We start from the raw sequence: 17,435 nt of genomic DNA on the forward strand, positions 1-17,435 counted from the left end.
ATATAAAAAATCAAGTTTATAAGAGGTAATTTTCAATAAAGTGAGCCGCTCCCGACTCGTCGCAATCCTTGGTGATGTAAGTCGCTGCCTCTTTGATTATAGGCATGGCATTAGCCATAGCAACTGAGGCGCCAGTACCCTTAATCATCTCAAGATCATTTTCACTGTCGTCAAAGCTTATGGTGTCATTAATATCAATACCAAGCTTATGGATTATTTCATTTATACCGACTAGCTTTGACGTCTTTACGCTATTGATATCAGCAAAGTCATCGTTCCATCTCTTAAAGACAGAGTTCTTCATATATGGTATTAGATGCTCTTCATCAAAGGCCTTAGTCGTATATGAATTCATTTGATATATTTTGCTTAAATCAATATCAGAGAATGAAGCGAGCCTTGGTATAGGTACTTCGACGTGGTCATGAACCGCGTGAACCTTATCATCCACTTTATTAAGTACAACGCCTTCACGAGTAAAGAGCGATAGGGCAAAGCCAAGCCTATGTGATGCGTCTACTATGAAGCGAACGTCTTCTTCCTCCATGAAGTGCTCTGAAACAATTTCATCGCCTATTACATTTAAGTTACCGTTCATGCCAACAAAGCCATCGACCTCAAGAGTATTATCAAGAACCTTCAATATATTTTTCTTGTCACGGCCAGATGAGATGAAGACCAAGATCCCTTTTTCTCTTAGCTTATTTATAGCGGCTATGTCTCTTTTGCTTATCTTATGAGAAGTGAAGCTCACTATAGTCCCGTCCATATCAAAGAAGGCCGCCTTTATATTATTTAATTTCATATTCATACCTCCAAACAATTATTATTACCCAATTAAAGTCATTATTATTTTTACTAAATAGATATCAAGGAGATATTCATAGAATTTATAATAAAGCTCATTTAAATCAATTTACATAATAATAAAGTTAGCACTATAGGCGAAAAAAGTGTTGCATAAGTAGCAGATTTGTAGTATAATTATAGTATCAATAGTAAACAATCATTAAGGAGGTAAAATGATGGAAAAACAAAAAAAGAAACGTTCATTGAGTGCTTATAGTATTCTTATTCTAATTATACTATTTGTTGCAATCTTATCATGGATTTTTAATGGAGCACAATTTGCCCCTGTAGTTCCTAAGGGAGCTGAAGAAGCTGTTACTGAAGTAGCAGGAGCTAGACTTCCAGACATAACAATGAGTTTCTACAACGGCTTTGTTGACGCTATAGATATCGCCATCTTCGTTATGGTTATCGGTGGTTTCCTAGCAGTTGTTAACAAGACAGGAGCTCTTGAAGCTGGTATTCACAGACTAGTTAAGAACATGAAGGGTAGAGAAATGGCTCTTATCGCTGTACTTATGATTCTTTTCTCAATAGGTGGATCAACTTACGGTATGGCAGAAGAAACTGTAGCCCTATATCCTCTAATCATTACTGCGATGGTAGCTGCAGGCTTTGATACTATGGTTGCTGTAGCAACTGTTCTTCTTGGAGCAGGTGCCGGCGTACTTGGTTCAACAGTTAACCCATTTGCTACTGGTGTAGCTATGGACGCACTTAACGGTGCAGGCGTTGAATGTAACAAAGGTACTGTAATTCTACTAGGCGCAATACTTTGGGCAGTTGCTCTAGGTACTGCTATGTACTTCGTATTAAAATACGCTAGCAAAGTACACAAAGACAAAGGCTCAACAATATTATCTCTTCAAGAAAGAGAAGTAATGGACAAAGAATTTAAGACAACTAAGACTGAAGAAGAACTTGTTTACACAGGTAGACATAAATTCATTTTAGTTATATTCGCAATTACTTTTATAGTTATGATTATATCATTAATTCCTTGGCCAGATTTTGGTGTAACAGCATTTGAAGGCTGGTCAGCATTCTTGACAGACACAGCACTTGGTGAATGGTACTTCCCAGAAATTTCAGTATTATTCTTCCTAATGTCTATAGTTATAGGCTGGATCGGAAGACTATCTGAAAAGGAATTGGTTAACGCATTCATTGACGGAGCAAAAGACATCTTATCAGTTGTATTAGTAATCGTAGTAGCAAGAGCTGCATCAGTACTTATGGCTCAAACACACATCGACGCACTTATACTAGATAGATCAGCAACAGCTCTAGCAGGCTTACCAGTTTACTTATTCGTACCATTTGCATACATCGTATACATCGCACTATCATTCTTCATCCCATCAACATCAGGCCTTGCAACACTATCTATCCCAGTTATGGGTGGATTAGCTGCTAGACTTGGTTACTCACCAGAAGTTATGATACTAATATTCTGCGCTGCAGAAGGCGTTGTAAACTATGTAACACCAACATCAGGTGTTGTTATGGGCGCAATACAAATTTCTAAGATGGAATTAGGTACTTGGTATAAATGGGTTAAGAAACCTCTTATATTCACAGTAATATTCTCAATAATTGTATTAACTGTAGCAATGATGATATTCTAAAATTGTTTACTATCGGAGAAGTCCCTTATGGGGCTTCTTTTTTTGTACATAGATATAGAAAATAATCTTCATTTATGATATAATTACATTGGAGGAATGTATGAAGAAAATAATTGAAGAAATAAAAAGATTAAATATAGAAACGATTAAAGAGGACGAAAGCTTATCGAATTACACTACTTTTAAGATAGGTGGGCCAGCGCGCGTCTTAATCGAAGCAAAGAGCGATGAAGAAGTTCTAAAACTTGTGAGGCTCTTTGACGAGATGAAAGAAGATTACCTTATCATTGGCAATGGCAGTAACCTTCTTATCAGCGATGCTGGTATTGAAAGACCTGTCATAGTCTTAGATAAAAACTTTTCAAATATCACTATGATAGATGAAGTGACTTTATATGCAGAGGCAGGCGCCTCACTTAAGAGCCTTGCCAACAAGGCGCTTGAGCTAGGTCTAGGTGGTCTTGAAGCCATATCAGGTATACCTGGAACAGTTGGCGGAGCTGTATATATGAACGCCGGTGCCTATGGTAGCGAGATTAAAGATGTGGTGACTAAGATAAGATATATTAAAGACGATAGTATAGCCGAGCTTGATGCAAGCAAAGCAAATTTTGCTCACAGAAGAAGCATTTTTCAAGATAAGGGCTACATCATATTAGGCACCTACTTTAAATTAGAGAAGAAAGATAAGAAAGATATAGAAGAAGAGCAAAGAGATTACACTCAAAGAAGAAAGGACAAGCAGCCACTTGAGTATCCATCGGCTGGCTCAGTATTTAAGAGACCCGAAGGCTACTACGCATCTAAACTGATTGAAGATGCTGGACTAAAGGGACTCTCCGTTGGCGGCGCCATGGTTAGTAAAAAGCACTCAGGCTTTATAATTAACACAGGGAGCGCTAGTTTTGACGACGTAGTCAAACTTATTGAAAAAGTTAAAGCCATCGTCTTAGACAAGTTCGCTGTAAGTCTTGAAGAGGAGATAAGGATTATAAATGAATAAAATTAGATTATATGGCGACTACCATACACATACGATATTCTCGTCAGGAACTAAGGGCAACCTTGGTAGGCACGCTTCGCAAACACCCGAAGAGAGCGCAAAGAAAGCCTTTGTAATGGGTCTAAAAGAGCTAGCAATCACAGATCACGGCCTAGCTCATTATATGTTCGGCATAAAGAGAAGTAATTTGCCTGTTCTTAGAGAGAGGATTGACAAGCTAAACGAAGAGTATAATGACAAGGGACTTAAGATACTTATGGGTGTCGAAGCGAATTTACTTGACTTTGACGGAACTGTTGATCTTGACAATGAGCTTATGAAATACCTTGACATAGTGCTTATGGGTTTTCATTATGGCATAAAGACGAAGAACTTCAAGGAGCAAATGAAGTTATCGATACTGCCGCAGATATCAAAGCCATTTAAAAAATGGCATGCGAAGGTGACTGAGAGGGTTACGGACTCATACATCAAGGCGATAGAGAAGTACCCGATAAAGATAATTACGCATCCGGGCGACAAGATAGACGTAAACATTGTTAGACTTGCCAAAGCATGCAAGGAGCATGGCGTGGCACTAGAAATAAATTCATCGCACAAGAATCTTTCAGTTGAGGACCTAATCAAGATCAAGGACATAGACGTAGACTTATACGTGGGATCAGACGCACACAAATTAGAGCGTGTAGGCGATGTAAAAGAAGCATTAAGAAGAGCTGACGAAGCTCAAATTGATATCAATAGAATTAAAAATATTTATATAGAGTAGGAGGATATTATGGACATATATGTAGTAACAGGCATGAGTGGTGCCGGAAAGAGTTCTTTATTGAATTTCATGGAAGATAACGGATTTTACTGCATTGACAATATGCCTCCTGTTTTATTGCCAAAATTCTTCGAGCTAATTGATAGTGAGAATGAAAACATTAACAAAGTAGCCTTTGGTATGGACATAAGGGGCAAGGAGTTTTTCAATGACATGCTCACTGTGATAGATGGGCTTGAAGAAAAGAATTTAGATTTTAAGCTAATATTTTTAGACGCAAGAGACAGCGAGCTCATAAAGCGTTTCAATGAAAGAAGAAGGCCGCATCCACTCAGCAAAGACGGCTCACTTAAAGATGGTATACAAAAGGAAAGAGAGATACTTAAGGAGCTTAAGGACAAATCAGACTACATCATAGATACAAGCTCAATGAAGAGCAGCGACCTAAAGGACAAGCTATACGAGATACTTTCAAACACTATTACGAGAAAGAAACTTACCATAGTCGTGGAAAGCTTTGGCTTTAAGTACGGCATCTTGGAAGAGGCAGACCTTGTTTTTGATGTACGCTTCCTACCTAATCCATATTACCTTGACGATCTAAGGCCACTATCAGGACTTGACGCAGAGATAAAAGAATTTTTAGAGAAATTTGATGCTACTGAAGAATTTTTCCAAAAACTTGTTGATATGCTTGACTTTTTACTACCAAATTATATAAAGGAAGGCAAAAATCAACTAACTATAGGCATGGGATGCACAGGCGGTAGACACAGAAGCGTTTACATGGCTGAAAGGCTATATGAATATTTAAAAGAAAAGAAGAATTTAACTGTTTTGAAGAATAGAGATATGTATAAAGAGGCTCGTAATGTATAATAAGTACAGGAGCCTAAATCCTAAGATACTTGCAATAGGCGGAGGAACGGGTTTATCGACTCTACTAAAGGGTATTAAAAACTACTCATCAGATATAACGGCGATAGTGACCATGGCTGACGATGGCGGCGGAAGTGGCATTTTAAGAAGAAGCTTTGGAATGCTGCCACCAGGCGATGTGCGTAACTGCCTTTTAGCGCTTTCTGACATAGAGCCAGAGATGAATACACTTTTATCACATCGCTTTGAGAAGGGCGAATTAAAAGGCCAATCCTTCGGCAATCTATTTTTGCTTGCGATGAATGAGATATACGGCTCCTTTGAAGAGGCGGTCAAGATGGCATCGAGCATATTAAGGGTCAAGGGAACTGTTATGCCCATCACCGTGAACGATGTCAATATCGAGGCGACTTACGATGACAAGAGCAAGGCCTTTGGCGAGAGCATTTTGCCAGCTGAGGCTATTAAAGACAATAAAAAGATAAAGAGGGTTGAACTTTGTCCAAAAGACGTTGAGCCACTTGATGGCGTTATCACAGCCATAAACAAAGCAGACATCATACTTATAGGCCCGGGCAGCCTATATACATCAATCATACCGAATCTGCTTGTAAAAGGTGTGACGGAAGCAATCATTTCTTCACCAGCGAAAAAGATTTACGTGCAAAACGTTATGACGCAGCATGGCGAAACCGACGATATGTCTGTAAAAGATCACGTGGGAGCAATTTTCGAGCACTCGGAAAAAATTTTTGACTCAATCATCATAAATAATAAGGTCTTAAGCGAGGATCTTAAGAAAAAATATCAAGAAGAGTATCAAGAACAAATATTTTTGACTGATGACGACAAGAAATTTTTAGAAGAAGAAGCGATTGATTATATCGAAGGCGACTGCTTGGATAGTGGCGACTACGCTAGACATGACAGCGAGAAGCTTTCGAACATGATTATCGATTATTATATAAGGACTAGAAGGGTAAAGACTTATGAGAAATAAATTATTCGTGATAGGTAGCCCGATTGAGCAGTCAAAGTCACCAGAAGTGATGACGGACTTTATCAATAGAGATGGGCTTGACTTAAGTTACGAAAAAAGAGAAGTGAATAAAGACAGTCTTGAAAGCTTTGTAAATGAAGCGCAGAATGGCGAAGTGCTTGGCTTTAACATCACTACGCCACTTAAGGAAGAAATACTTAAATACGCAGACGATATGAGTGAAGCGGTTAAGGTACTTGAAGCAGCCAATACGGCGAGCTTTGCCAGTGGCAAGATGAGTCTACACAATACTGACTACATCGGCTTTATGAAAGACATCACTAGCCTAATACCAAAGTATGAGAGATACTCCTATGCTGTTTTAGGTACTGGCGGAGCGGCTCGCAGCATTATATATGCTCTGCTTAATTTAGATATCTTTCAAATAACTGTTTACACGCGCGACGAGGTCGAAGCGCATTACAAGCTAAAGAACTTCGAAGACGATATCGAGATATATCCTTACGGCTACGGCATGGATCAAGACGTCATCATAAACGCGACTGGCCTTGGCATGGCAGGAAGGCTTGACGAGAGCCCATTATCAAAGGAAGACTTCGAGATGAGCAGAGCTGGCTTTGCCTATGACCTAACATATAACCCTGAAGAGACAAAGTTCTTGAAACTTGCTAAAGAAGCAGGTCTCATCACTATGAATGGCTGGGGCATGTTCATGGGTCAAGCCGAAGAAGCGTTTAAAATTTGGACTGGAGCTGATAGAAATGAACTTTGAACAAGAAAAATCATCAAAGACATATAAAGAAAAGACAATTATTAATATAGGCGGCGAAAAAATTGGCGATGGCTTTGCAGTGATCGCTGGTCCTTGCGCGTGTGAATCATATGACTCACTTCTTGATGAGGTAAAATTTTTATCATCTCGCGGAATAAAGTTTATTAGAGCAGGCGCCTTCAAGCCAAGGACATCGCCATATAGCTTCCAAGGCTTAGGACGCGAGGCACTTGACTACTTTAAAGAGATAAAAAAGGCTTATGACGTGAAATTTGTTTCCGAGCTAATGGATTTGCGTGAGCTTGATTATTTCATGGATGCAGTCGACATAATTCAAGTTGGCGCTAGAAATATGCAAAACTTTTCCTTATTAACTGAGCTTGGCAAGATAAATAAACCAGTTCTATTAAAAAGAGGTTTTGCAAATAAGATAAAAGAATTTATTGCAGCAGCTGAATATATTTTAAAGGGCGGCAACGAAGATGTCATTTTATGCGAAAGAGGCATCAGGACTTTCGAGACAGCTACGAGAAACACGCTAGACATCTCAAGTGTGCCTATAATTAAGAAATATACAAATCTACCCATCATAGTTGATCCATCACATGCAGGCGGCCTTGACTACCTAGTGAAGCCACTAAGTCTAGCTAGTGCGGCAGTTGGAGCTGACGGCATCATCATTGAAGTGAATGATAAAAAGACAGAGGCACTTTCAGATGGCGAGCAAGCCATCAACTATGCTGAGTTTGATGATCTTTTACAAGATTTAAAGAAGATACTTAAGGCGATGGACAAAACTTATGAATAAAGATGGACTTTCTTATGAAATAAAAATCATTCACAAGGCGAGTGAAATTGTTTTAGAAGAAAAATTTACTAAGTATCTTGTATTAACGGATAGAAATGTCTATAGAGAGCAAAAAGATTTCGTAGAAGAAATAGTAAAGAAATATGATGCTTATCTATATGTGATAGATGCTGGTGAAGAGGCAAAGAGCCTCGGCGTTTTAGAAAATCTACTTGAGTACGCAGCTGATAAGCTCGATAGGCACTCACTTATAATCAACGTGGGTGGCGGTGTTGTAACGGACATAGGCGGCTTTGCGGCGTCGATTCTATTTCGCGGCATAAAGCACGTAAATATTGCAACAAGCTTACTAGCTATGACTGACGCGGCCATCGGGTCCAAGACTGGCATCGATTTTTGCGATAAGAAAAACATCTTAGGCACTTTCTATGATCCGTACAAAGTCTTCATTGCTATAGATGCACTTGAAACGCTTCCTAAGGATGAGTATATATCAGGGCTTGCTGAAGTGATTAAGCACGCACTTATTTATGACAATGGCTTATATGACTTAATAAAAAACGATGCAGCGATTGAAGAAGTACTTGAAAAATCAATTGAAACAAAAATTCATTTTGTCTGTGAAGATAAAAATGAAAAAGGCGCTCGCATGGCGCTAAACTTTGGTCATACATTTGGCCACGTGATTGAAGCTGCTAGTCATTACACTTTCTCACATGGCTATAGCGTTGCCATTGGCATGAAGATTGCCCTTGAGCTTGGCAAAATTTTAAATATAACAGACGAAGAAACTTACGAGAGAAGTTTTGAACTAATACACAAATATTATCCACTTGAAGAAATAAATTACGAGATAAAGTCACTTAAGAGTGATAAGAAGATGATGGGGGACGAGATTAACTTTGTTTTTCTTGCAAATAGATGCGCCATCATTAAAACTATGGATGAGAGAAAGGTAGTAGAGCTTTATAATGAGCATATTAAGAATAAAAAACTCTAAATTAAAGGGTGAAGTTTTTGTAAACCACTCAAAAAGCTACTTGCACAGATATATCTTTGCAAGTTCTTTTGCTGCCGAAAACACCATAATCAAAGGCTTTGACCTATCTGAAGATATCAAAGACACTATGCTTAGCCTAATAAGCTTTGCGGATTTTGATCTTTTGGATAATGGTGACGTCCTTGTTAAGCCGCGCGAAAATAAGAAAAGTCTAGATAGAGTGCGCATCGAAGCCTCGGGCACAACACTTCGCTTCATGCTATTTAATATACTTGATGGCAATTTGCACGAGATATACATGGGCGATAAGCTATTCGAAAGGCCAAATGATCCCGCGTTTAAAATTTTTGACGCAAATGGCATTAAGTACCGCATCAACGATAAGAACAAGTCCATCAGCATAAAGGGCGACTTAGTTAAGGATGAATACATAATCACGGAAGACATATCGAGTCAATTCGTTTCATCACTCTTATTTAAGCTCGCACGCATGGCCTTTGACTCGCGTATTGTTCTTGACTGCGATCTATCTTCGCGCTCATACATAGACATGACTATCAAGTGCCTTAATGACTTTGGCGTCGAGATCGATGCGAGCGAAAATGAATTTAAGATAAAAGGCGGACAAGAATTTAAATCCACTGGCGAATATATTATCGAAAGAGATTACTCAAACGCGGCTAATTACTATGCAGCAAACTACTTAGGCTCAGATATTGACATCATGGATATGGCCGAGACGAGCATACAAGCTGACAAGATGGTTAAGGACACTTTATTAAGATACGATCAAACTCAGAACCTCACTATCGATATGAAGAATAGTCCAGACGCAGTGCCAATACTTGTGATGGCTGCGCTATTTAGAAAGCATAAAACTACTTTCACTTCAGTAAAGAGACTGATGTATAAGGAGTCAAATAGGGTTCAGGCCATAATCAATGAGCTAAAAAAGATAGGCGCGAAGATTACATTTACTGATGATAGCCTAATCGTGAATCCGCTTGAGGACATCATCATGTATACGAACAAGTTTGACGCATATAACGACCACAGGATAGCTATGATGATAGCGATACTTGCGACAAGGCTTGATCAAGACATCTTCCTAAGTGGCTACGAGTGTGTAAATAAGTCATATCCGAAGTTTTTTGAAGACTATATAAGTTTAGGAGGCGAGGTCAATGTCATCGACAATTGGAAATAGAATTATACTCACTCTTTCAGGCGAATCGCATGGGCTATACATGACAGCGACGCTTGATGGTTTAGCTAGCGGCATAGAAGTCGATAGAGACTACATTGATAAAATTCTCGCAGAAAGAAGACCAAATACGATAGGCTCGAGCGCTAGAAGAGAGAAGGATGATTACGAAATCATCTCTGGCGTCTTTAATGGCTTCACTACAGGAGCCGCGCTTACCATACTTATGAAAAATGCTGACGTAGACAGCTCTTCTTATGAAGCTACAAAGGATTTAGCAAGGCCGTCACAGGCTGATTATCCTGCCTTTATTAAGTACAAGGGCTTTAATGACTATAGCGGCTCAGGTATATTCTCAGCTCGCTTAACAGCGCCCGTATGTGCAGCCGCTGCGATAATTTTAAAAGAGCTAGAAAAGGAAGGAATCACTTTTGAAACGCATCTAAAACGTTTAGGCGCTATGCTTGATGAAGAGGGTGGCGAAGAATTTTTATCAAAGAAATATCATATGTATAAGTACAGTGACGACGAGATCGAAAAGTACTTAGATGAAATAAAAAATGAAAACGACAGCCTTGGAGCAGAGGTCGAACTGATTATAAAGGGTGTCAAGGCAGGTCTTGGCGAGCCGCCATTTGCCCCGCTTGATGGGGAGCTAGCGAGGTATATGTACTTGATACCATCTGTCAAATCAGTTTCCTTTGGTCATGGATTTGATTTTGCTCAAAGCCTTGGCAGCGAAGTAGCTGACGAGCTGAGAGCCATTGATGGCAAAGTAAAATTTTTAGAAAATAATAATGGCGGCATCATTGGTGGCATATCAAATGGCGCTGATATAGTTCTAAGCTGTGTGTTTAAGCCAATCGCATCAATCGCTCGCGAGTTCAAGACCATAAACATGAAGACTATGGAAAATGCTGAGATAATGATAAATGGCAGGCATGACGCTTCAGTCGTCCCACGTGTCTATACAATTATGAAGTGCTACGCGGCTCTTGCCATCTACGATATGCTGGTGAGCGCATGAACATCATTATCATAGGCATGCCAAACAGTGGCAAGACGACCATAGCCTACGAGCTAGCCCGTAAGATTGGCTACAAAGCCATTGACACGGACAGGTTGATTGAAAAAGAAGAGGGCATGAGCATAAATGAAATTTTTCGAAAATATGGCGAGGAAGAGTTTAGATTAAGAGAAACAAAGGTTTGCGAAAGAGTAAGTAAACTAGATAAAAGGATTATAGCGACTGGTGGCGGAACGGTTATGCGCGAAGAAAACATGGCGCATTTAAAAAGCAATGGCTATGTCATTTATCTAAAAAGGCCACTTGAGTTTTTGAAGACAAATCTCGATACATCTAGACGGCCCTTACTAAGAGCTGAGGGCGACCCGATGAAAAAGCTATATGAAGAGAGGGCGCCGTTATTTGAAAAGTACGCGGACATGACGATGAAGGCGGACCAATCAGTCTTTTTGATGTGCAAGGAGCTCAAAAGGCGTTTAAAGGTACAAGGAGTGATTAAATGAAGAAGATACTTGTGGTTAACGGACCGAATATCAATATACTTGGCAAGAGAGAGCTTGAAATTTATGGCGAATTATCATATAATAATTTAGTGGATGAATTAAAGTCTTATGCGAAGAAGAAAGACGTTTGCTTAGATGAGTTTCAGTCAAATAGCGAAGGTGCCATCATTGACAAGCTTCAAGAGCTAATTGGCGGAGCTTATGATGCGCTTATCATCAACCCAGCTGCTTACTCGCACTACAGCTACGCCATATACGATGCGCTAAAGGCCATAAAGATAAAAAAAGTCGAAGTGCACCTAACAAATATATTTGCACGCGACGAGTTTAGAAAAAATACTGTCACAGCAGCAGCTTGTGATGGCGTTATCTCGGGCTTTGGCTTTGATTCATACAAATTAGCAATAGATTATTTATTAAGGGAGGAATAAAAATGGACGTAAAACACGATTTAGACTACATGGTAGAGTTTATGGTGAAGCTATTAAAGACACCATCACCAACAGGGGACACTATTAAGGCGCTTAACTTAGTTGAAGAAGAGTTCGCTAAGTACGGCTTAAAGGCTCATAAAAATGCAAAGAACGGTTTCTATGTAACAGTAGAGGGCGAAGATGACGAAGAGCAAGTGACTTTATCAGCTCACGTTGATACACTTGGCTGCATGGTTAAGGACATCACAGCTGGTGGCAGACTTAAGCTTACTAAATTAGGCGGCTACCCATGGAACGTTATCGAAGGATGTGAATGCGTTATCTCAACTATTGATGACGGCGAATACACAGGAACTATACTTACAAATGTTTCTTCAACTCACGTTTATGGCGCAAAAGCTGACGAAACAAAGAGAGACGAAGACTCAATGGAGATTAGAATCGACGAAAAAGTTTCATCAAGAGAAGATGTTGAAAAGCTTGGCATCAATGTTGGTGACTATGTTTATCTATATCCAGGCACATGGGTTACACCATCTGGCTTTATTAAGTCAAGACACCTTGACGACAAGGCATGCGTTGCAGTTCTTGTTGGACTAGTAAAATATTTAAAAGAAAACAATATAAAACCAAAACATACAACAAACTTCTTCATCTCAAACTATGAAGAGCTTGGACACGGATCAACAGCTGGACTACCTGAAAAGACAGTTGAATTTATCTCTGTAGATATGGCAGCGCCAGGCACTGGACAAACATCATCAGAATTCAAATGCACAGTTTGTGTAAAGGACTCTTCAGGACCATATGACAAGATGATGAGTGAAAAATTCATCAAACTTGCTAGAAAAAACGATATACCATACGCTATAGACATCTATCCATACTACGGTTCAGACGCATCAGCAGTTTTAAGAGCAGGCTGGAATGTTAGAGCCGCACTTATAGGACCAGGCGTTGACGCATCACACAGCTTTGAAAGAACACATAAGGAAGCAGTTGACGCAACATTCAAACTAGCACTAGCTTATCTACTAGAAGATTAATAGCTTATATATAAAAAATGCTTACAGCGATCGCTGTAAGCATTTTCTTTTTGTATCTTTACTTAAAAATGTAATTATAAATTATATTTATGAACTCATCTCTATTGATTTTTGCATTCTTATCAATGGCCTTGATATTAATATATCCTAGTGCCTTGGCGATGGCAAGATATGAATTTTCTTCGCTTGTAAGCTTAGCCTTTGCATTCACTGGCTTAAATATGTCCTTGCCAACAAGCTCTTCCATGCCTTTTAGTCTTACAATGAATTTTGCTAGGTCAATCGTAGTGACTTCTTTTTCTTTATTCACTTCATTTTCTTTTATGATTCCATTTCTTATAGCTCTTTGATAAGCATAGTCTATGGCCTCATCAATGTCATTTCTTGAGCTAGATCCATAAACAAAAGTCATAAAGTCTTTTTGCTTTAAGTTTTTCTCTGGCATTATCTCGTCTTCGAGATAAGCGTAGCCCATTTGCTTAAGTAGAGTCGCCTTGTCTTTGTATTTTGATTTATCAATGTCAGAGTAATTTCTAAATTCATCTGTATTACTTGTTAGTTTACCAGTTATGGCATCAATCTCAATCCTAGTAGTCTTTGGCATGCAAGTTAAAACTACCTTTGACTTAGCTGGATCAGATTTATCTCTTATATATTTATAAGCTTCTTCGTATTGAATTTCTTTTTTAACTATATTATAAGCTTCATCTGCTGATATCTTTGCTTTTTCATAGCTAATAGGCTTTCTGTACCAAGCTCTTGAAAAGTCATTTACTTCTTTTGTATCCATTGAAACGCCTATGCTTATCGAGTTTTCTGGAACGTAGTAGCCGTCCATCACTCTTACAAAGTATATAGAATTATTTTCAGCACTTATTAATTTTACTTCCTTTTCATCAATATCTGAAGCATTCTTCTTGATATAGTCCATAGCTATCTTTTTTAATTCTTCAGAGCTTAAATCTTTTTTGTCAGTATCACTATTATCATAATTATTGTATTTGCTATATCTTAAAAGTGTTAGGTCCTTCGCATCGAATGAGATATTATAGTAAGTCTTTTTATCGTCTTTGCCACTTTCCAAATTGATGTGGTAGATGTAGTCCTTAGTGATGTAGTCTTGATTTAGACTAGATAAAGTCACCTTAGTCTTGCTAGCATCTTTAACATAAGTTTTTGCTTTTTTGACAGCCTCATCCTTAGCCTTTATGCCCTTAATCTTGTCAATGCCTTTAACTTCGTACTCACTTAGACCATCCATAGCCTCTTCGGTAGCAGCGTCCTTAGTCATGTAATTATTTAAAAAGACAGGGTAGTCGTAGCGCTCATATTTTTTACTAGTAGAATTAACAAAGTAATTTGCATTTAATTCGTTACTATATATAGTTTTAAATGTAAGCCTTGGCTCCTTCTTTTCATTGATCACAAACTTAATCATAGGCTTTAGATATTCATTGTCCTTGTAAATATTTATAGCTTCGTCCATAGTCAAATTGCTCTTAAGTGCATCAAACTCAGCAGTTTTTGAAAAATCAAAGCCTTTGTTGTAGTTAAGTGAGTACATTTGAACGCTCTTGTCAACATAGCCTATTGTGATGCTTGCGCCGTCACCTATAACGCATCTGCCATTTACATATCTATCAAAGTTAAAAGTATAAGCGTTGTCACTACCAAAGTTTTGATAAGTGTTTTCATTTAGTTTAAGGCTCTTAGCATTTACAGGGTCAATCTTTTTAATCATATCACTAGCATATTTTTTCAAAGCATCATATGAGTACTTTGGTTTAAGTGTTTCGTACTTTTTATTCTCATATTTATTATAGTTAGTGATGTGCATGTCCTTTGATATGCTGACACTTACTCCACTTGAGTTGTCTTTTTTTGACCATGATAAGTTGTATATAGTGCCGTATTGATCGTCACTCGAGCTGTTAACCTCGAAATTATCATAAACATCTTTGATATTAAAAACATCTTTTGCTTTTAAAACTAATTTTTCCATCGTTTTGTCGTCCACCTTGTTTACGTTTTTTGTTTCTGCAAATGAATTTACTGGCAATGCGCACAAAACCATAACGATGGCTAGCATTGCAGCGATTACGTTCATCTTTTTAAGCATAATATCATCTCCTTTGTTTATATTATACCACTTTATTATAAGTGCATAACGATTTTAACAAAATTGTAATAATTTTGATAAAGTCTGTGGAATTTATAGCTTTAAAAATAAACTTGTGATATAATTATTACAAGAGGTGATTAAATGAAACACGATTTAGTCTTAGTAATAGATTTCGGCGGACAGTATAAGCAATTGATCGCAAGACGTGTAAGAGAAAATAATATTTACTCGGAAATAATTCCTTATACTAAAAGCATCGAAGAAATAAAAGCAAAAGACCCTAAGGCAATAATCTTTACAGGCGGACCAAACTCAGCCTATCTTGATGATTCACCATCGATATCGAAGGAGATATTCGAGCTAGGCATACCTATACTGGGTATTTGTTATGGAGCTCAGCTAACAGCTCATCTGTTAGGCGGTGAAGTAAAGAAAGGTTCTGAGAAGAACAGAGAGTATGGTAAGACTATCTGCCATTATGAGGAATCAAAATTATTCAAAGGTGTAGAAAGTGGACAAGTTTGGATGAGTCACACTGACTACATATCCAAGCTGCCAGAAGGCTTTAAGTGCATCGCATCGACAGATAACTGTCCTATCGCAGCGATGGAAAATGAAGAAAAAAAGATTTACGCAGTACAATTCCACCCAGAAGTAAAACACTCAATCGACGGCGACAAGATGATTAGAAACTTCCTTTATGATATAGCAGGTCTTAAGGGCGATTGGACGAGCGAAAATTTTATTGAAAATAAAGTTAAAGAGATAAGAGAAAAAGTTGGGGACAAAAAAGCTTTACTAGCACTATCAGGCGGCGTCGACTCATCAGTTGCTGCAGCCCTTATGCACAAGGCAATAGGCGACAATCTAACTTGCATCTTCGTTGACCATGGTCTACTTAGAAAAGATGAAGGCGATCAAGTCGAAGAGATATTTAAGAATAGATTTAAGATGAATTTCATTAGAGTTAACGCTCAAAAGAGATACATGGATAAGCTTAATGGAGTATCAGAGCCAGAAAAGAAAAGAAAGATCATCGGCGAAGAATTTATCAGAGTCTTTGAAGAAGAAGCAAAGAAGCTTGGCAAGATTGAATACCTTGTTCAAGGAACCATATATCCAGACGTAGTTGAGTCAGGAACAAACGGTTCAGCAGTTATCAAGAGTCACCACAACGTAGGCGGCTTACCAGATGACATAGGCTTCGAAGGACTGATAGAACCACTAAGAGAGTTATTCAAAGACGAAGTAAGAGCCATAGGACTTGAGCTTGGCCTAGATGAAGACCTTATCTATAGACATCCATTTCCAGGACCAGGCCTTGCCATCAGAGTCATAGGCGAAATCACAGAACAAAAACTAGAAATACTTCGTGAAGCAGACGCCATCTATATAGACGAGCTAAAGAAAAACGGTCTATATAGAAAGATTTGGCAAGCCTTCGCCGCGCTACCAGATATAAAAACAGTTGGTGTTATGGGCGACGAAAGAACATATGACTACGTATGCGCATTAAGAGCAGTAACAAGCACAGATGGCATGACAGCAGAGTTCTATCCGATAGATATGGATATACTTGCGAAAATTTCGAATAGAATCATAAATGAAGTAAAAGGAATTAATAGAGTGGTGTATGATATTACATCTAAACCACCAGGAACAATCGAGTGGGAGTAGTAGCAAAATTCTATAAAATGGCTTAATTACAAGTTATATGGAGAATAAAAAATAGCTACTGGTACTCAAATGGTACTGGAAGCTAAAAAGAATAAACTAAATAATAGTTCCAAGTGGTTTATATTTGGACAAAAAATTAGACCGTAGTTTAAAACTGCGGTCTTATTAAGCATATGTTAAGGGTAGTAAGGTTTTTAGAAGCCTAGCAACTTAATAGGCTAAAAGCATAAATGAGCTATGAGACTATTAAGCGGTTTAAAATTGAAATTAGTAAAAAGGAGATTTATTATGGCTAAATTACAGAAAATTTTTGATAAAATTGAAAAAGAAAGTTATAAAAAAAGAGTCTGCTGAAAAATTAATTAGCTTAAACTCTAAGCTAAAGAACTTGAAAAAGAATTTGAAAGTTTAAGCTTAATGTGCTATAATATATTTACAATTAACAGAGGATTGGAGGTTAATGTTTATCCTTTAGCTTAACCGGGAGCGTCGGAAATACCCGAGATAGCTAAAAACATCACCGTTACAATTTATCGGTGGACTCAAGGGCTAGTGAGGTTGTATTGCTAAAAAGCCACTAAAATTGACTAAGGAGTGATCGATTAGTATTACTCCTTATTTTTTTGAAATATTATAAAGGAAGTGTTTAGTTTGAATAGTATACAAAATATACTTAACTGATATAACAATTTTAATAATAAAACTATAAACATT

General features: G+C 38.1%; 16 protein-coding genes. 14 read left to right on the forward strand and 2 right to left on the reverse strand.

All coding sequences use genetic code 11. The features are described from left to right. Positions 1 to 16: 16 nt before the first annotated feature. Positions 17 to 805 carry a Cof-type HAD-IIB family hydrolase gene (locus BN3004_RS04475; RefSeq protein ID WP_058260028.1) on the reverse strand — a complete coding sequence of 263 codons (789 nt, stop codon included), beginning with the start codon at positions 803 to 805 and terminating at the stop codon, positions 17 to 19. 217 nt (positions 806 to 1,022) lie between these two features. Between BN3004_RS04475 and BN3004_RS04480 the strand changes: the two genes are divergently transcribed. The 13 genes from BN3004_RS04480 to BN3004_RS04540 all read left to right on the forward strand — a co-directional run bounded on the left by BN3004_RS04480 (position 1,023) and on the right by BN3004_RS04540 (position 12,922). Further along, a complete protein-coding gene (locus BN3004_RS04480) occupies positions 1,023 to 2,477 on the forward strand; it encodes a YfcC family protein (protein ID WP_242854190.1) in 1,455 nt (484 codons plus the stop codon). Positions 2,478 to 2,577: 100 nt separating this feature from the next. Then, a complete protein-coding gene (murB, locus tag BN3004_RS04485; protein WP_058260030.1) occupies positions 2,578 to 3,480 on the forward strand; it encodes a UDP-N-acetylmuramate dehydrogenase in 903 nt (300 codons plus the stop codon). Then, complete coding sequence (locus BN3004_RS04490) at positions 3,473 to 4,249, forward strand: PHP domain-containing protein (protein WP_058260031.1); 777 nt, start codon at positions 3,473 to 3,475, stop codon at positions 4,247 to 4,249. Before murB ends, BN3004_RS04490 begins: the two co-directional genes overlap by 8 nt. Positions 4,250 to 4,258: 9 nt before the next feature. Next, the gene (rapZ, locus tag BN3004_RS04495) at positions 4,259 to 5,128 is read left to right on the forward strand and encodes an RNase adapter RapZ (protein WP_058260032.1); all 870 of its coding nucleotides are present in this window, start codon (positions 4,259 to 4,261) and stop codon (positions 5,126 to 5,128) included. Beyond that, a complete protein-coding gene (locus BN3004_RS04500; protein WP_058260033.1) occupies positions 5,121 to 6,128 on the forward strand; it encodes a gluconeogenesis factor YvcK family protein in 1,008 nt (335 codons plus the stop codon). The genes rapZ and BN3004_RS04500 overlap by 8 nt, the downstream gene beginning before the upstream one ends. Further along, positions 6,118 to 6,900 carry a shikimate dehydrogenase family protein gene (locus BN3004_RS04505; RefSeq protein ID WP_058260034.1) on the forward strand — a complete coding sequence of 261 codons (783 nt, stop codon included), beginning with the start codon at positions 6,118 to 6,120 and terminating at the stop codon, positions 6,898 to 6,900. The genes BN3004_RS04500 and BN3004_RS04505 overlap by 11 nt, the downstream gene beginning before the upstream one ends. Further along, entirely contained in the window at positions 6,890 to 7,708 is an 819-nt protein-coding gene (aroF, locus tag BN3004_RS04510) for a 3-deoxy-7-phosphoheptulonate synthase (protein WP_058260035.1), read from the forward strand. The genes BN3004_RS04505 and aroF overlap by 11 nt, the downstream gene beginning before the upstream one ends. Then, positions 7,701 to 8,708, forward strand: coding sequence for a 3-dehydroquinate synthase (locus BN3004_RS04515; protein WP_058260036.1), 1,008 nt, complete (start codon positions 7,701 to 7,703; stop codon positions 8,706 to 8,708). The genes aroF and BN3004_RS04515 overlap by 8 nt, the downstream gene beginning before the upstream one ends. Next, complete coding sequence (locus BN3004_RS04520; protein ID WP_058260037.1) at positions 8,680 to 9,915, forward strand: 3-phosphoshikimate 1-carboxyvinyltransferase; 1,236 nt, start codon at positions 8,680 to 8,682, stop codon at positions 9,913 to 9,915. The genes BN3004_RS04515 and BN3004_RS04520 overlap by 29 nt, the downstream gene beginning before the upstream one ends. Continuing rightward, positions 9,893 to 10,939, forward strand: coding sequence for a chorismate synthase (gene aroC / locus BN3004_RS04525; RefSeq protein WP_058260038.1), 1,047 nt, complete (start codon positions 9,893 to 9,895; stop codon positions 10,937 to 10,939). Before BN3004_RS04520 ends, aroC begins: the two co-directional genes overlap by 23 nt. After that, a complete protein-coding gene (locus BN3004_RS04530) occupies positions 10,936 to 11,442 on the forward strand; it encodes a shikimate kinase (protein WP_058260039.1) in 507 nt (168 codons plus the stop codon). The genes aroC and BN3004_RS04530 overlap by 4 nt, the downstream gene beginning before the upstream one ends. Further along, positions 11,439 to 11,873, forward strand: a complete 435-nt coding sequence (aroQ, locus tag BN3004_RS04535; RefSeq protein ID WP_058260040.1) for a type II 3-dehydroquinate dehydratase — start codon at positions 11,439 to 11,441, stop codon at positions 11,871 to 11,873. The genes BN3004_RS04530 and aroQ overlap by 4 nt, the downstream gene beginning before the upstream one ends. Before the next feature lie 2 nt (positions 11,874 to 11,875). Then, entirely contained in the window at positions 11,876 to 12,922 is a 1,047-nt protein-coding gene (locus BN3004_RS04540) for a M42 family metallopeptidase (protein ID WP_058260041.1), read from the forward strand. A gap of 58 nt (positions 12,923 to 12,980) precedes the next feature. Here BN3004_RS04540 and BN3004_RS04545 read toward each other — a convergent pair whose 3' ends face one another. After that, positions 12,981 to 15,041 (reverse strand): YcdB/YcdC domain-containing protein, encoded by a 2,061-nt coding sequence (locus tag BN3004_RS04545; RefSeq protein ID WP_058260042.1) that lies wholly within the window; start codon positions 15,039 to 15,041, stop codon positions 12,981 to 12,983. 144 nt (positions 15,042 to 15,185) lie between these two features. Here BN3004_RS04545 and guaA point away from each other — a divergent pair, with 144 nt between their 5' ends. After that, positions 15,186 to 16,721 carry a glutamine-hydrolyzing GMP synthase gene (gene guaA, locus BN3004_RS04550; RefSeq protein ID WP_058260043.1) on the forward strand — a complete coding sequence of 512 codons (1,536 nt, stop codon included), beginning with the start codon at positions 15,186 to 15,188 and terminating at the stop codon, positions 16,719 to 16,721. Positions 16,722 to 17,435 lie beyond the last annotated feature (714 nt).

Source organism: Fenollaria timonensis, from assembly GCF_001457835.1.
GTDB lineage: Bacteria > Bacillota > Clostridia > Tissierellales > Peptoniphilaceae > Fenollaria > Fenollaria timonensis.

Excerpts from the sequence above, each read along its gene's own strand:
- BN3004_RS04475 (WP_058260028.1), bottom strand. The coding sequence starts at position 805 with ATGAAATTAAATAATATAAAGGCGGCCTTCTTTGATATGGACGGGACT.
- BN3004_RS04480 (WP_242854190.1), top strand. The coding sequence starts at position 1,023 with ATGATGGAAAAACAAAAAAAGAAACGTTCATTGAGTGCTTATAGTATT.
- murB (WP_058260030.1), top strand. The coding sequence starts at position 2,578 with ATGAAGAAAATAATTGAAGAAATAAAAAGATTAAATATAGAAACGATT.
- BN3004_RS04490 (WP_058260031.1), top strand. The coding sequence starts at position 3,473 with ATGAATAAAATTAGATTATATGGCGACTACCATACACATACGATATTC.
- rapZ (WP_058260032.1), top strand. The coding sequence starts at position 4,259 with ATGGACATATATGTAGTAACAGGCATGAGTGGTGCCGGAAAGAGTTCT.
- BN3004_RS04500 (WP_058260033.1), top strand. The coding sequence starts at position 5,121 with ATGTATAATAAGTACAGGAGCCTAAATCCTAAGATACTTGCAATAGGC.
- BN3004_RS04505 (WP_058260034.1), top strand. The coding sequence starts at position 6,118 with ATGAGAAATAAATTATTCGTGATAGGTAGCCCGATTGAGCAGTCAAAG.
- aroF (WP_058260035.1), top strand. The coding sequence starts at position 6,890 with ATGAACTTTGAACAAGAAAAATCATCAAAGACATATAAAGAAAAGACA.
- BN3004_RS04515 (WP_058260036.1), top strand. The coding sequence starts at position 7,701 with ATGAATAAAGATGGACTTTCTTATGAAATAAAAATCATTCACAAGGCG.
- BN3004_RS04520 (WP_058260037.1), top strand. The coding sequence starts at position 8,680 with ATGAGCATATTAAGAATAAAAAACTCTAAATTAAAGGGTGAAGTTTTT.
- aroC (WP_058260038.1), top strand. The coding sequence starts at position 9,893 with ATGTCATCGACAATTGGAAATAGAATTATACTCACTCTTTCAGGCGAA.
- BN3004_RS04530 (WP_058260039.1), top strand. The coding sequence starts at position 10,936 with ATGAACATCATTATCATAGGCATGCCAAACAGTGGCAAGACGACCATA.
- aroQ (WP_058260040.1), top strand. The coding sequence starts at position 11,439 with ATGAAGAAGATACTTGTGGTTAACGGACCGAATATCAATATACTTGGC.
- BN3004_RS04540 (WP_058260041.1), top strand. The coding sequence starts at position 11,876 with ATGGACGTAAAACACGATTTAGACTACATGGTAGAGTTTATGGTGAAG.
- BN3004_RS04545 (WP_058260042.1), bottom strand. The coding sequence starts at position 15,041 with ATGCTTAAAAAGATGAACGTAATCGCTGCAATGCTAGCCATCGTTATG.
- guaA (WP_058260043.1), top strand. The coding sequence starts at position 15,186 with ATGAAACACGATTTAGTCTTAGTAATAGATTTCGGCGGACAGTATAAG.